Here is a 14,528-nt window from a genome sequence, read left to right on the forward strand (position 1 = left end):
TAAGATTTCTGTTTGTAGACGTTATCATAATCACAACCTCACCTTATGAATGGTTTATTTATTGGTACTTCCCAACATCGGAACAAATTTATAAGCCCCGAATTCTTCTTTTTCAAATTCTGTAGGACCTACTTTGGTAAATCTGTATAAAACCTGTTCATCTGTCGGACCCAATGGAATTACCATGCTCCCTCCCACTTTCAGCTGTTTTAATAATTCTGTAGGTAAAGTGGAGGCACCGCAGGTAACAATAATTTTATCAAAAGGGGCAAAAGTGGGAAGGCCTGCAAAACCATCTCCAAAACTCTGGAACTTTGGAGATAGATGAAGCTCCCTTAGCTTCTTTTTTGAGAAATCGAAGAGATCTTTCTGTCTTTCTACCGTATATACCAATGCTTTCATCGCCACCAGAACGGCGGTCTGATATCCACATCCCGTTCCGATCTCCAGCACTTTTTCACCAGCCTTTACCCTCAGCAGCTCAGACTGTTCCGCTACAGTGGACGGATGGGAAATGGTCTGGTGCGCCAGAATCGGGAAAGCCCGGTCTTCATAGGCAAAGTCTTCAAAAATACTTTCGATGAAAAGGTGTCTCGGAACTTCATTCATTGCCGAAAGTACATATTCATCCGAAATCCCGATCCTGTGTCGGAGATACTCAACTAAATTCTTTCTTTTTCCTTTATGTACAAACGAATCCTGCATAGGACAAAAATAAGAAATTAGATTTTAGATTTCAGGGATTCGGGAAAAGAATTATCCACAAAAACTGCTTCTACAATCTAACATCTTTCTTATCTTTACAAAAATTTAATACAGCTATGTTAAAAGCAGGTTTGGTAGGTGCCGGACACTTGGGAAAAATACATTTAAAACTTCTTAATCAATCAGATAGATATGAGTTCGTAGGTTTCCATGATAAGGATGTTGAAAACGGAAAGAAACTGGAAGCCGAATTCGGATACAAATATTTTGAAAATTTTGAGGAATTGCTGGAGCAGATCGATATGCTGGACATCGTCACCCCGACCGTCTATCATTATGATTATGCTTTAAAAGCTATTGAAAAAGGCCTTCATTTCTTTATTGAAAAACCGGTTACGCAAACCCTTGAGCAAGCAGAAGAAATCCTGCGTTTATGTCAGGAAAATGGGATTAAAGCACAGGTAGGACATGTTGAAAGATATAATCCTGCTTTTATTGCCACTAAGGAATACATCAACAATCCGATGTTCATTGAGATCCACAGGCTGGCTGAATTCAACCCGAGGGGAACAGATGTCTCCGTTGTCCTGGATCTTATGATCCATGATCTGGATATTTTATTAAGCATTGCCAGATCCAGGGTGAAGAACATCTATGCAAGCGGTGTCTGTGTGGTAAGCAAAACGCCTGATATTGCCAATGCCAGAATAGAATTTGAAAATGGATGCGTGGCCAACCTTACCACTTCAAGGATTTCTATGAAAGCCATGAGGAAGAGCAGATTCTTCCAGAAGGACGCTTATATCTCTGTTGACTTTTTAGAGAAAAAAGCTGAAGTTATCAGAATGAAAGATGCTCCGGAAAATCCTACTCCATTTGACATGATCATAGAAAATGCGGAAGGAGAAAAAAATCAGATCTTATTTGAATACCCGAATATTCAACCGAATAATGCCATTCTTGATGAGCTGAACTCTTTCGCTGATGCTATTACGGGTGATAAAAATGTAGAAGTTTCCCTTGAAGACGGAACTGAAGCACTGAAAGTGGCTTTGGAAATTATGAAACTTATCAGCTAAATAAAGTCTGTTCTGCGATCTTCAGCAGATGCTACAATACGATCTTGTCATCGCTACTTCTTAATGATGACAAGATCGTATTTTTATAAAATATTCTCATTTCCGACATCATTATATAATAAAGTTGTTTTTAAGTCACAAGCTTTCTGCACAATAAGTACACTTAAGCTTTATGAAAATCTTTGATTTTCTTCTTATGTGAACTTTTTGTACAGTATCATTTTAAACCAACTTAATTGCATTAAGGTATTTAGAATAAAGCTTCACACAAAAAGAAAGGCATTATACTGATATGGATAATATATCGGGAAGCTTTATATTTTCCAATTTAACATTCTCTTCTCTATTCATTATTAAAAAAGGGATAAATTGCTGATTTATCAATATAAATTCCATTTCAAAACAAAAAAAACAATATATTTGAAAAACAATTCAATAAACAATTGAGAAATTTTGTTTCACATATACAATGGATTCCGGGCAAAATAAATGGTCTGAGTATAGACTCTTATTATGATGCCATCATTCATTATAATTAAATTCCAGAATATTCCCTACTATTTAAAATCAAACAACTATGAAAAGAGCCATTCTATTATCCGCCTTATTATTGTCTCAATTTGGGACATCACAATTATTAAAGACCTCCGGGCAGAAAATCATCAATGATAAAGGTGAAAATATCCAGTTAAGAGGCCTTGGCTTAGGAGGCTGGATGCTACAGGAAGGATATATGCTGAAAACAGCAGATTTTGCCGGCCCTCAGTATAAAATCAAGGAAAAAATAGCCGGGCTGATTGGCGAAGATGGCATGCAGGAATTTTATAAGGCTTATTTAAAGAATGGAATCACAAAAAAAGACATTGATTTTTTGGCAAAAGCAGGATTCAACTCCATCAGGCTTCCTATGCATTATAATCTGTATACCCTTCCTATAGAAAAAGAGCCGGTAAAAGGTCAGGATACCTGGCTGGAAGAAGGCTTTACAATGACAGATGATCTGCTTCAATGGTGTAAAGACAATAAGATCTATCTGATCCTTGACCTTCATGCAGCTCCCGGTGGGCAGGGAAATGATGCGAATATCTCTGATAATGATACCTCCAAACCTTCTCTTTGGCAAAGTGAAGAAAACCAAAGAAAGACGGTTGCCCTTTGGAAGAAGCTAGCAGACCGTTATAAAAATGAGCCATGGATCGGCGGATACGATATCATCAATGAGCCTAACATCAATTTCACCGGAAAAAATCAAAATGGCACCGATGAAATGTCAAATGCGCCTCTCTGGAAATTACAGAAGGATATCACGGCCGCTATACGGGAGGTTGATCAGAAGCACATTATCTTTATTGAAGGAAACGGATGGGGTAACAATTACAACGGGTTAATACCGATCTGGGATAAGAATATGGCTTTCAGCTTTCATAAGTACTGGAATTATAATGATGACAAGACCATACAGTTCGCACTGGATCTGAGAGAAAGGCACAATATGCCGATATGGCTGGGAGAAACCGGCGAGAATTCTAATGTGTGGTTCACAGAACTGATTCAATTGCTGGATCACCACAACATCGGGTATGCTTTCTGGCCGATGAAAAAGATTGATAATATTGCAGGCATTACGAATGTAAAAACAACTCCTGAATATGAAAAGCTATTGAACTACTGGAAGAACGGAGGTGAAAAGCCATCAAGGGAATATGCAAGAAAGGCCTTGATGCAAATAGCGGACAACTATAAATTCAGCAATGTAGAGGTTAAAAATGATGTCATTGATGCGATGTTCAGACAAGTGACAGATGATTCTACAAAACCATTTAAGAACCATCAGGTTCCAGGCAGAATCTTTGCTTCCGACTATGATCTGGGAAGAATGGGCTCTGCTTATCTGGATAAAGATTTTATCAATCTCTGGGTAAGTGATCCGGCTAAAAGATCAGAGTGGAACTCCGGCCACCAAATGAGAAATGACGGTGTTGACATCTATTCCTGCAATGATAAGATAACCAATCAGTATTATGTAGGAAAAACGGAGGCAGGCGAATGGATGCAGTATACGATCAGTTCCAAGGCAGATAAAAATTACACATTTGAGATCAGATACTCGAGTGTAAACCCATCAAAAATACGGTTGGAAGACGCTTCTGGAAAACAATTAGCCAGCATTCCCTTACAAGCTACGGGCAAAAACGAAAACTGGAAAACCGCCATCGTTAAAAACATTCCTCTTCAGAAAGGCGAAAATAAGATCAGGGTATTTTTTGAAAATGATGGTGCCAACCTAAATTATTTTGAAGTAAAGTAACAATAATTATCTTAAATTGCAGATCCCTTTTAGCCGCTAAAAGGGATTTCTTTTTAACCTGTCACCATGAAAAAAATAACCCTTCTTTTTATTTTGGTTTCAACATTCGCCTTGTCGCAGAAATCAATGCTGGATCAAAAGATCAATACAATAATAAAAGATAAAAAAGCTACCGTAGGAATTTCCGTTCTCGGATTGGAGAATGGCTTCAAATACAGCAAAAATGGTGATAAAAAGCTTCCTATGATGAGTGTTTTTAAATTCCATATTGCCTGTGCTGCCTTAGAGCTTGCTGACAAAGGAAAGCTTTCACTGGATCAGAAAATTTTTATTAAAAAGTCAGATCTTCATGAAAAGACCTGGTCGCCTTTCAGGGATAAGTATCCTAATGGCAATATTGAAATCACTTTAAAAGAAATCATCGATTATACAGTAGCTTTAAGTGATAATAATCTTTGTGATGTTCTTTTAAAAGTGATCGGAGGTACAAGAACCGTTCAGCAGTTTATGAATTCCAAAGGGATAAAGGATTTTCAGATCAAATACAGTGAGCATGATATGGCGGTCAAAGGATGGGATGCTCTCTATGAAAATTATACCACTACCCATTCTGCCACAGATCTACTGAAAAAATTTTATGACAGGAAACTGCTTTCCGGAGAGTCTACTGATCTTTTAATGCAGATCATGCTGGGAACTCAGACAGGAGCCAATAAAATTATTGAACAGCTTCCCAAAGGGACTCCTGCAGCCCACAAAACCGGATCTTCCGGAAAGCGTGACAATCTTCTTACTATTGCAGAAAATGATATGGGAATCATTACCCTCCCGAACGGGAAGCATTACGCAATTGCCGTATTTGTAAGTAATTCCACAGAACCGGATGCCGTAAACTGCAAAATAATCTCTGATATTTCCAAGACAGTATGGGATAATTTTAATAAGTAAAATATTAAGCTTAATTTTAGCGCAGAGAATTGAGTCCATCATTTATGAAAAAAGGAATAGCAGCAATTGCCGTATTTTGTTTTACATTTTTCTTCTCGCAGAAGAATCAAAACTATTTAGAAATCAGCTATGGAAGCATTTGCTGTGGTCCTCCGTCTGAAAAGCCTGTCATCAGCTACCTGAAAGAATTTAAGAAGAAAAACCAGATCAAAAGCCTGGAAGTCCTAATGCAAAGCGGCTTAGGCAGAGAGGGTGAATTTTCTTTATACGTGGGAACTGATTATCTTACTACGAACCAAAGAAGCCGCCTTATACGAGGGCTTATGGCAGCAGTTTCCAATCAGAATAACAAAAGAGAGCAGGACAACAAAGGAACGGTCAATTTTGATTCGGCTACGGTTGTACATCAATCGGATCTTATCAATGCAAAAAATTTAACTATCTATAAAAAATAAAAGAAAAAATGATCAAAAACATTGTAGTTATCGGAGCGGGAACCATGGGGAACGGTATTGCACATACTTTCGCACAAAGCGGTTTTAAAGTAAATCTTGTAGATGTATCTCAGGAAGCTTTAGACAGAGGCTTAAAAACCATCACTACCAATCTTGACAGAATAATTGCAAAGGGAAACCTTACTGAGGAGCAAAAGGCTGAGACATTAGGAAACATCACTACTTTTACTTCACTTAATGATGCTGTAGGAGCGGCTGACCTTATCGTAGAAGCGGCTACTGAAAACCTGGATCTTAAGTTAAAGATCTTCGGACAAATGGATGAGCTGGCACCTGCAGGCTGTATCCTCGCAACAAATACTTCTTCTATTTCTATCACGAAAATCGCTGCTGCTACAAAAAGAGCTGACAAAGTGATCGGAATGCACTTTATGAACCCGGTTCCTATCATGAAGCTGGTAGAGATCATCAAAGGGTATTCTACTTCTAAAGAAACTTTCGCTGCGATCTATGAGATGAGCAAGACATTAGGTAAAGTTCCGGTAGAGGTAAATGATTATCCCGGTTTCGTTGCCAACAGAATCTTAATGCCAATGATCAATGAGTCTATCGAAACGCTTTATAACGGAGTTGCCGGTGTAGAAGAGATCGATACGGTAATGAAATTGGGTATGGCGCATCCGATGGGTCCACTTCAGCTGGCAGATTTTATTGGTCTTGATGTATGTCTTGCTATCCTTAATGTAATGTATGACGGTTTCAAAAATCCTAAGTATGCCCCGAACCCATTGCTTGTAAACATGGTAACAGCCGGAAAACTGGGCGTAAAATCAGGTGAAGGCTTCTATGATTATTCTGAAAGTAAAAAAGCTGAAAAAGTTTCAAAAATGTTTTTGAACTCATTTTAAATCAATAATTTTATTTATCTTTGAGAAAGTTAAAACATTAAAAAAATGAAATTACCAAAGTTTTTATTAGCAGATAATTCGGAATTTCCAGAAGATCTATTTGTAGTTCATACAGAATATCCAAGATTTATCCTAAACGTTGAAGAAGAAGAAGTTGAGTGGTTAGATGATCTTGAAGGTGATGATGAAGAAACGATGGCAGACGAAGCTACGAAAGTGGTAGAAGCAGCATTCAAATGGTGCGATGAAGAGTTGGCTAAGTACGACGAAGAAGAGGAAGATTAATAACACTCTAAACATAAAAAAGGAACTCAGATGAGTTCCTTTTGTTTTTTATTTTATTCTGATTTATTGAATTTCAATAGCAAAAGATTGTCTTTATACAGTTCAAGTGTATTTCCGGTGATCACATATTTGTTGGCTTTCCCCATCATATCCATAAAGTTCTGCTCTACACCAATATTGTTACACATCATTTTCGTAGATCCCATCTGACCGGCAGAAAAAGCTCCTGTAGACGGATCTATCGTTGCTGTTCCGAAATAGTTATTGCACCCTGCATTGCCTGTGATCTTTTCTCCTTCAATATTTAAGGTTGGAATTTTCCCTTTTACATTGTCTGCCAACGTCCATTTTGTATTGGCAAGAGCCGGCTGAGCCTTTCCTACTTTAGAAGCAGACGGGCTGCTCATTGTTCCACACGAAGCCAATATTGCTGCTGTACATATACTTAAAAAAAGATTTTTCATTTTTTTCTTTTTGAATTAATTCAAATTTACGGAAATTATATTATTTAAACGGGCTGGGGTGAATTTTATTATTTCTTAACATTTTATTTATGGCGCATTTTTAAACACGAATACACAGGTATTTTTCACAAATGACACAATTTGTTGTTGCGGACAAAACGAGCTTGATAGGTATAGATATTAGATGTTAGATGTTAGAAGTTGGAAGTTGGAAAACGCAAAGGTGCAAAGTAATCTGACGGCTTAATGCTTTTAAGGCGCAAGGATTTTATCTCTGATACAATTTGTATCTCACGCTGATTTTGCAGATAACGCTGATTTTTAAACGCAAATCACACGAATGAATTCACAAATGACACAAATGTGTAAGTAAACGAATTCTTTCTACCATTAAGATTTTACGGAATGAGATGATCTTATTATCTTTTACAAAAAAACGGACTTGAAAAAGTCCGTTTCTGTTATCATTAAATATGTATTTCAAATATTAAGATCTCAGCTCAGCGTTGAATTCTTTCTGGAAAGATTTGATCAGAGAATCCATTACTTCAGTAATTTCCTTTTCTTCCAGTGTTTTTTCTTCGTTCAGCAACTCAAAGCTCATGGCGTAAGACTTCTTACCTTCAGGAAGATTTTTACCTTCATATACATCGAATAAATTAATATTCTTAATAAACGGAGATTTGTTCTTCCTTGCGGTCTGATATAAGTCCTGATAATTTACATTTTTATCGATCAATAAAGCCAGGTCTCTTCTGATCTTATTGAATTTCGGGATATCTTTGAATTTCAGCTCATTTTTAGAACGTAACTCCTGAGCATATTCCAGCTCAATTTCCGCATAGAAACAATCCTGATCGATATCAAATTCCTTCAGCAATTCAGGAGCCACTTTTCCGATTCTTGCCAAAGCTTTACCATCCGCTTCATACACTAAAGCATCAGAGAATCTTTCATCAGCCAAAGCTACTTCTTTATAGTCTACCGCAAGTCTTTCCAACAGAACCTTTACATAAGCTTTAAGGTTGTAGAAACTTACAGCAGATTTAGGCTGAAGCCAGTTTTCTGCAACATCTCTTCCTGAAACGATAACAGCAAGCTGCTTTCTTTCTTCATACTTCTCTTTTTTATGGTAGATCTTTCCGAATTCAAAGAATTTAATATCCTGATTTTTTCTGTTGATATTATAAACCGTATTCTGAAGAAGTCCTTCCAATAAAGACTTTCTCATGAATGCAAGATCACCGCTCAAAGGATTCAGTAATTTTACCGCATCGGTTTCATCTTTTACAGAAGTCAGTGAGTTGTTCATTACTTCATTGAAACCAAGGCTTTGTAAAGCTCTTGCCCAGCTGTTTTCCAGCTCATCCTGATCATTTGCACTCAGCTTAACCGGGGTAAATGAAATTTTCTGCGGAGCATCAATCTTATTGTATCCATAGATTCTTAAGATCTCTTCAATCACATCAATTTCTCTTGTTACATCTGCTCTGTAAGCAGGAACAGAGATCTCAAAACCGTTCGGAATTTCATTTAGAACCTGAATTTCCAGTGCTTTTAAAATTTCTTTTACTTTTTCTCTGTGAATTTTTGTTCCCAGGATCTGCTCAATCTTTGAGAATCTAATGATCACATAGTTATCTTCGATTTTCTTAGGGTATTCTTCCAGCAATTCTCCTACTAATTTCCCTTCAGCGATCTCCTGAATCATTTTGATAGCGTGGGTGATTGCGGTTCTTGTAAGATTCGGATCTACTCCTCTTTCGAATCTGAAAGAAGCATCAGTATTCAGACTGTGGAATTTTGCTCCTTTTCTTACCGCAACAGGATTAAAGTAAGCACTTTCAAGGAAAACAGTCTTTGTGGTTTCAGATACTCCAGAATTTTCTCCTCCGAAAACTCCGGCGATACACATTGGGGTGTCTTTACCATCTTTGATCATGATCTCAGTACCGTTCAGTGTTCTTTCCACACCATCCAGAGTAGTGAATTTTGTTCCCGGCTTTACCACGCCTACCTTTACTTTCTTGTCTGCAATTTTATCTGCATCAAACGCGTGAAGCGGCTGTCCGTAACCATGAAGAATGTAGTTTGTAATATCCACCACGTTATTGATCGGGCTTAATCCGATTGCTTTCAGCCTGTCTTTTAACCAGTCCGGAGATTCTGCAACCTTCACATCTTCAATGACGGCACCGATATATCTCGGACATAGTTCCGCGTCTTCAATTTCCAGTTTGAAATCGTGAGAGCCTTCGTTATTTAAAGCTACCGAGGCTACTTTATGAAACTGGGACTTCAACTGATTGGTAGAAAGATAAGCATGCAAATCTCTGGCAACACCATAGTGAGACATTGCATCAGTTCTGTTGGGAGTTAACCCAATTTCGAAGACCTCATCATTGGTTAGCTCAAAATAATCGGCAAAATTCTTTCCTACTTCATATTTGGTTTCGTCTAAAACCATAATTCCTCCATGATCTTCACTAAGACCAAGCTCGTCTTCCGCACAGATCATTCCCTGAGAAACCTCCCCTCTGATCTTTGCTTCTTTTATTTCAAAAAAGTTTCCGGTCTTGTCATAGATCTTTGTTCCGACAACTGCTACAGGAACTGTCTGTCCTGCATCCACGTTAGGAGCTCCGCAAACAATATTCAGCACTTTTCCGTTTCCTACGTCTACTGTTGTCTTCTTCAGCTTATCAGCATTAGGATGTTTTTCGCAGGTTAAAACCTTACCTACAACAATTCCTTCCAGACTGCCTCTTACACTTTCAAATTTATCTATCCCTTCAACCTCAAGACCTATATCTGTAAGGAACTCACCGATTCTTTCAGTTTTCAATTCCGTTTTTACAAAGTCTTTCAGCCAGTTGTTTGATATTTTCATTTGTTTATCTATCTACTTTTTTTAATTGGTCAGTGAAACCCAAGATCCCACCTGCTCCATTTTGAAACTTTTATTTGAATTTTCACCAAATTTTTTGGCAATTTTTCGAGGTACAAATGTCGTGTTTTTTTGAGAAATAGAGAAATTTCAAAACGATTTTAAGAGAATTAATTTTCATTCATTGACCTCCTATGGATTGCATAAATCAGCCTGATGCCTTTATCAACTTCACTTTAAAATAAAATTGAAGGATATTATGTTCACATTCGTTCCATTCGCCGTATGGTATGTCTTCTACACTTCTTTCAAACACAAATAGCTCAAATATCAATAACAGGTTGATATTAGTGAAAAAAGATAATGTAATCAGTGTTTTATTAAATAGAAATTTTTTATTGACCGGATACTTTATTTTGAATAAGCAAAGACAGAATCAATTTCATTATTTTTTGGATGTAAAAAATAAAAGCCGGAAAAAATCCGGCTTTTATTTATTTTTATTATGAATCTTACAATCCGATTACCGGCATAGATAACATTAAAATATTTTCGTTGTCTTCAAGACCGTCAAGAGGTTCGATAATCCCCGGTCTGTTGGGTTGAGACATTTTCATTGTAATATCGTCAGAACCTAAGATCGTCAGCATTTCCGTTAAGAATTTTGAGCTGAACCCGATATTGATATCTTCACCGTTGTAGTCACAAGGGATCTGCATGTCTGCTTTGTTTGCATATTCAGTATCTTCTGCATGAAGGTGAAGAATATTCCCTGAAAGCTTAAATCTTACCTGGTTCGTAGATTTATTAGACATGATAGATGCTCTTTTGATCGCTCCCAATAAAAGGTTTCTGTTGATCGTCAATACATTTGGATTTTCCTTAGGGATTACCGCTGTATAATTTGGATATTTTCCGTCGATCAGTCTACAGATCCAGATATGCTTGCCAAAAGTAAATTTAGCCATATTCTCATTGAAGTCGATGGTAACGTCTTCATTGGAGCTTGCCAGGATATTTTTGAAAATGTTCAAAGGTTTCTTAGGCATAATAAACTCCATCGGCTCAGCATTCATCAGGTCTGTTCTTTTATAGACCACCAATCTGTGAGAGTCTGTGGAAACGAAGTTCGTCTCATTCTCTCCAAACTGGAACAATACTCCTGTCATTACGGGGCGAAGAGAATCGTTGCTGGTTGCAAATAATGTATTGGTAAGCGCTTCAGACAAAACTCCAGCCGGCATTGTTACACTCTGAGAAGCATCGAATTCCGGCAACTCAGGGTAATCATCCGCATTGTCTAATGCTACTGCGAAATTATCTTTTTCATCTAAAATCTCAAGCTGGCTTCCAGTCCCTTCCGCATTGTCTTTTACAACAAATGTCAGAGGCTGTTCGCCATATGTCTTGATAAAATCCTGAAAAATTTTAGCAGGAACAGCAAATTTACCTGAATCATCAGACTTCACTTCCAGAGAAGTTACAAGAGTTGTCTCGCCGTCAGAGGCTGTAATGGTAACATTATTTCCGTCTAATTCAAAAAGATAGTTTTCTAAAATCGGTCTCGATTGAGAGCTTGATATTACGCCACTTACAGTTTGCAAAGCCTTCTGCAGTTCACCACTTGAAATAATAAATTTCATAGATTTATAAAATAAGTTTCTACAAATATAATAAATACATATAACAAAGAAAAAAATAATCCAGAGGAGTTTTTAACAAACATCATCAATCTGTTTTCAGACCGGATATTAATGTCCATATTTTTATAGTCTCTCATTTCTCCGTTTAGAAATATTGACTACAAATTATCCCTCCTTCTTTTTTAATCTTATATTCCAAATATAGCGGATAAAAAATTATAATCAAAATACAAAGCCTATCTTTGTTGTAAAAGTAAAAAATAATGCAAAAGCCTCCTATCCATAAAAGTTTTCTGAATGCTTTCCGGGGCGTCGCCGCAATGATAAAAACGGAAAGGAATTTCCAGATCGAGCTTCTGGCTTTTTTTGTCAATCTGTTCTTAATTTTTTATTTAAAGCTCAGCAGTGTTGATACAGCCCTTATCCTGTTGGTTTCATTTGCGGTGTTAAGTGCTGAAATTTTCAATACGGCTGTTGAAAAGCTCTGTGATATCGTTCAGCCTGATTTTGATCAAAGAATAGGCTTCATTAAAGATATTGCTGCCGGAGCTGTAGTCCTGATGGCAATCGCCTCAGTGATTGTTGGAATTATCATTTATCAGAAGTATATTTTCAGCTGATTATTACCACTATACGTAACATGACAACTGTTATTCATGACACCGTTCCGAATCACCATAAGAAAAAACGATATCAGGGAGCCGGGGTTACCGCAATTAAAATATCTACTTCCGCATCTGACGGATTCTCTGCTTTTTCTCCATACATTTCAAAATCAGCAGTAAATGTTCTTCCTAAATCCATATTCCAGATTTTTATCCATTCATTGATGACCAAACCTTCTTCAAGATTACCTTTTGCTGTGAATTTGATGTAATTTCCTCCATCAAAAGATTCCCCTACCATTCCTTCAGGGATATGATCCAGATTTTCCACCTTACAGCCAAGTATAGTGGTATATGGTCTGGTGTGATCCTTTTCATAGTCTGTGTATATCGAATATAGGGTACTTTCAATTTTATTGGGAATGTTATCCAGAAGATTTTCCCTCATGAATTTCTCCCATAATGCAGGGATATCTTTTGCTGCCTGGTTGTTTTCATTAGTTGTTCTTACGGAAATCCCGATTACCTTAAAAGGTTCCACTTTCATGTGATTCATTGCTTGATTTTTTATTGTAAAACAAAGATAAAGCCTGCCGGTGACAACTGCGTGTCAGGAGGGCATCACATCCCGTGGAATTGATTATTAAACCTTTTTCACTCAAGTATTCTTTCTAACCTTCAACTTCCTTAAAGTCTTATTTAAAAATGAATACAGGACAAAAACAATTATCTCCCCACGTAGATAAATCCTTTCTTCCCGGACTTGAAAACGGTTTCAATTCTTTTGTAATCATCCACTTCATATTCATCTGCCTGATGAACCTCTTCTTCCGTCACTTCAAAAAGCACTCCTTCTATCTGATCTTCTTCATTTCCCGAAAATGTAAGAACCGGATGATACTTCTGCCCGCTTTTACGGAGTACCTCAGGATCTGTAATTTCAAGCATATCGAGCTGATACCGGGTAAGCGTGTCTTTCTCTCCCTTCAACAGCCTTCCGAAAGTTTCAAGCTGTACCTGCTCTTTCTGCAGGGTTCCATAAGAAAATAAATAAGGCATTATAAATATTTTTCAATGATTGGTCTCGCCACTTCAGCCATCATGCCGTATCCTTTTTCGTTGGGATGAACACCGTCACCGGAAAGTAAAATCTCCTTATCTTCTAAAAAAGCTGAATAAAAGTCGATATACCCCAAAGACTCTCCGGCTGCAATATCTTTAAGGACCTGGTTATAGACAACTACTTCCTCATTGGTTCTCATTTTTCCTGTACTTACCACCACCCCGTCTATTTTTTGAGATACCGGGAGGATGCTTATCAGGTAAATATCTTTTGAGAATTGTTTTGCATGCTGAACTGCTTTTATGATGTTGCTTTTAAATTTTTCAGGATCTACGATCTGTACACCTTCCTTTACAGCAAGGTCATTAGCTCCATAGCTGATAAAAACCAGGTTTCCGTCTGCTGAGTTTCTTGCCTCCAATTCTACAGGCATTCGCTTCAGTAATCCTTCTGTAGTCTCCCCGCCTATTCCTAAATTGAATATAATAAGTTCGTCACCATTTCCTTCATGAAACTTCTGCAGAGCATATCTTTTCAGAATATCTACCCAGCCTCCAAATACACCATCATATTCTCCATACGTTATGCTGTCTCCAAAGAACAGTCCATAAATTATTTTCTTCATGTAATTGATTCTTTTATTTTCATTTTACCCGGTCTATTATTCAGGATAAAACCTTTTAAAATATTGTTCAAGATAAAATAAAATCTGCTAAATCGGCCTAAGCTGCAAGAGATTTTTATTATGTAAAGGTTAATGAATTGAACCATTATTCATTACTCATCAACTTAAGGTCAGTACAATATTCTGATGCGATTGTATAATTTCAACCAAAATATCAAACAGCGTCTGACCTTTTCCTGCTATCAATGCATCCCGTTTTTGCTGTATTAATTCTATATTGAAAGGTTTTCCCTGTTTAATTTTATTTTCGTAGAAAATACGGGTTGCTGTAATACCTAAGTCTTCTTTCGATTTCTCAGATTCTTTCCAGATCATTTCGATTTCCTCATTGTTTTCAAAGACTCCAAAACCACCATAGAGAATATCATCAAATCCGTCCAGGGTTCCTACTTTCCAGTCTGTGTCTTTCATTAAGACGCTAGAAGCTTCTTCATAAAAACCGTCTAAAGACGAAAAATGACCGCCATTGATGACGATCATTTTTCTTTTATTG

The 14,528-nt window shown here is 37.2% G+C and carries 15 protein-coding genes; 7 read left to right on the top strand and 8 right to left on the bottom strand.

The window, feature by feature from the left end:
* Positions 1–54: 54 nt before the first annotated feature.
* A complete protein-coding gene (locus AC4IF5_RS02535) occupies positions 55–705 on the bottom strand; it encodes a protein-L-isoaspartate(D-aspartate) O-methyltransferase (protein ID WP_490731377.1) in 651 nt (216 codons plus the stop codon).
* Positions 706–821: 116 nt separating this feature from the next.
* Between AC4IF5_RS02535 and AC4IF5_RS02540 the strand changes: the two genes are divergently transcribed.
* The 6 genes from AC4IF5_RS02540 to AC4IF5_RS02565 all read left to right on the top strand — a co-directional run bounded on the left by AC4IF5_RS02540 (position 822) and on the right by AC4IF5_RS02565 (position 6,688).
* Positions 822–1,784, top strand: a complete 963-nt coding sequence (locus tag AC4IF5_RS02540; protein ID WP_490731379.1) for a Gfo/Idh/MocA family protein — start codon at positions 822–824, stop codon at positions 1,782–1,784.
* Positions 1,785–2,361: 577 nt separating this feature from the next.
* The gene (locus AC4IF5_RS02545) at positions 2,362–4,092 is read left to right on the top strand and encodes a cellulase family glycosylhydrolase (RefSeq protein ID WP_490731381.1); all 1,731 of its coding nucleotides are present in this window, start codon (positions 2,362–2,364) and stop codon (positions 4,090–4,092) included.
* Between the two features lie 66 nt (positions 4,093–4,158).
* Entirely contained in the window at positions 4,159–5,040 is an 882-nt protein-coding gene (gene bla-A, locus AC4IF5_RS02550; RefSeq protein WP_490731383.1) for a CGA/CIA family class A beta-lactamase, read from the top strand.
* Between the two features lie 44 nt (positions 5,041–5,084).
* Positions 5,085–5,495 (top strand): hypothetical protein, encoded by a 411-nt coding sequence (locus tag AC4IF5_RS02555; RefSeq protein ID WP_490731385.1) that lies wholly within the window; start codon positions 5,085–5,087, stop codon positions 5,493–5,495.
* An 11-nt stretch (positions 5,496–5,506) separates the two neighbouring features.
* Entirely contained in the window at positions 5,507–6,403 is an 897-nt protein-coding gene (locus tag AC4IF5_RS02560; RefSeq protein ID WP_490731894.1) for a 3-hydroxybutyryl-CoA dehydrogenase, read from the top strand.
* Between the two features lie 45 nt (positions 6,404–6,448).
* Complete coding sequence (locus AC4IF5_RS02565; RefSeq protein WP_002977986.1) at positions 6,449–6,688, top strand: DUF8828 family protein; 240 nt, start codon at positions 6,449–6,451, stop codon at positions 6,686–6,688.
* Between the two features lie 53 nt (positions 6,689–6,741).
* Here the strand turns inward: AC4IF5_RS02565 and AC4IF5_RS02570 are convergent, their stop codons facing one another.
* From AC4IF5_RS02570 to dnaN, 3 genes are all read right to left on the bottom strand, one after another.
* Entirely contained in the window at positions 6,742–7,152 is a 411-nt protein-coding gene (locus AC4IF5_RS02570; RefSeq protein ID WP_490731391.1) for an META domain-containing protein, read from the bottom strand.
* A gap of 487 nt (positions 7,153–7,639) precedes the next feature.
* Positions 7,640–10,042 (bottom strand): phenylalanine--tRNA ligase subunit beta, encoded by a 2,403-nt coding sequence (gene pheT / locus AC4IF5_RS02575; RefSeq protein WP_490731393.1) that lies wholly within the window; start codon positions 10,040–10,042, stop codon positions 7,640–7,642.
* A gap of 509 nt (positions 10,043–10,551) precedes the next feature.
* Complete coding sequence (dnaN, locus tag AC4IF5_RS02580; RefSeq protein ID WP_490731395.1) at positions 10,552–11,682, bottom strand: DNA polymerase III subunit beta; 1,131 nt, start codon at positions 11,680–11,682, stop codon at positions 10,552–10,554.
* A 263-nt stretch (positions 11,683–11,945) separates the two neighbouring features.
* Here dnaN and AC4IF5_RS02585 point away from each other — a divergent pair, with 263 nt between their 5' ends.
* The gene (locus AC4IF5_RS02585) at positions 11,946–12,302 is read left to right on the top strand and encodes a diacylglycerol kinase family protein (RefSeq protein ID WP_490731397.1); all 357 of its coding nucleotides are present in this window, start codon (positions 11,946–11,948) and stop codon (positions 12,300–12,302) included.
* A 73-nt stretch (positions 12,303–12,375) separates the two neighbouring features.
* On the opposite strand, the gene AC4IF5_RS02590 is transcribed toward AC4IF5_RS02585, so the two are convergent.
* The 4 genes from AC4IF5_RS02590 to AC4IF5_RS02605 all read right to left on the bottom strand — a co-directional run bounded on the left by AC4IF5_RS02590 (position 12,376) and on the right by AC4IF5_RS02605 (position 14,515).
* Entirely contained in the window at positions 12,376–12,843 is a 468-nt protein-coding gene (locus AC4IF5_RS02590; protein WP_490731399.1) for a GyrI-like domain-containing protein, read from the bottom strand.
* A 170-nt stretch (positions 12,844–13,013) separates the two neighbouring features.
* Positions 13,014–13,346, bottom strand: a complete 333-nt coding sequence (locus tag AC4IF5_RS02595) for a gamma-glutamylcyclotransferase family protein (RefSeq protein ID WP_490731401.1) — start codon at positions 13,344–13,346, stop codon at positions 13,014–13,016.
* Positions 13,346–13,975: an SGNH/GDSL hydrolase family protein gene (locus AC4IF5_RS02600; RefSeq protein WP_490731403.1), complete on the bottom strand. Its 630-nt coding sequence runs from the start codon at positions 13,973–13,975 to the stop codon at positions 13,346–13,348. Before AC4IF5_RS02600 ends, AC4IF5_RS02595 begins: the two co-directional genes overlap by 1 nt.
* Positions 13,976–14,134: 159 nt before the next feature.
* On the bottom strand, positions 14,135–14,515 hold the full coding sequence (locus tag AC4IF5_RS02605; RefSeq protein ID WP_490731404.1) for a barstar family protein: 381 nt from the start codon (positions 14,513–14,515) through the stop codon (positions 14,135–14,137).
* Positions 14,516–14,528: the final 13 nt, after the last annotated feature.

It is taken from the genome of Chryseobacterium sp. UF-290 (assembly GCF_058245615.1).